The following is a 519-nucleotide window of genomic DNA, read 5'->3' as shown; positions in this document are numbered from 1 at the left end:
CCCGAATCCTCCGACTGCGGGTGGGCGTGTCAACGACGCCGGTGATGGGGGCGTGCCCGGTCGCGGTCGTCATCATGCCGCCGCCGTCCCGAGGCTGACGCGCGGGTCGAGCAGCGCGTAGAGGAAGTCGACGATGGTGTTGATGAGCACGAACGCCACCACCATCAGAAGAGAGATAGCCTGGACCACTGCGAAATCCTTGTTCTGTGCGGCGCTGACCAACGTGGACCCCAAACCGTTGAGGTTGAATGCCTGTTCCACGATCGACACCAGCACGACGAGCGAGGCGATCGTGAGGCCGGTGGCGGTCGTGATGGGGATGGCGGCGTTGCGGAGGATGTGACGGCGCAACACGACTCCGGCCGGCAACCCGCGACTGATCGCGGTCTGGACGTGCTCGCGTTTGGACTCGTCACGCACGGACGCACGGGTGATGCGAGCGACGAGCGCGAGTGACGAGCAGGCCAGCGCGATGGCGGGGAGGGTGAGATGCCAGAGCTGGTCGGGGAATCCTTCCCC

Annotated in this window: 1 protein-coding gene; it reads right to left on the bottom strand. The window is 66.1% G+C overall.

Annotation, left to right across the window (positions count from 1 at the left end):
• Nucleotides 1-72: 72 nt before the first annotated feature.
• A partial coding sequence (locus ACFQQL_RS19150; protein ID WP_382396850.1) for an ABC transporter permease occupies nt 73-519 on the bottom strand: 447 nt, incomplete at its 5' end.

It is taken from the genome of Georgenia alba (genome assembly GCF_042665525.1).
In the GTDB taxonomy this organism is placed as follows: Bacteria; Actinomycetota; Actinomycetes; order Actinomycetales; family Actinomycetaceae; genus Allobogoriella; species Allobogoriella alba.
This window is presented reverse-complemented; position numbering and strand designations above follow the sequence as displayed.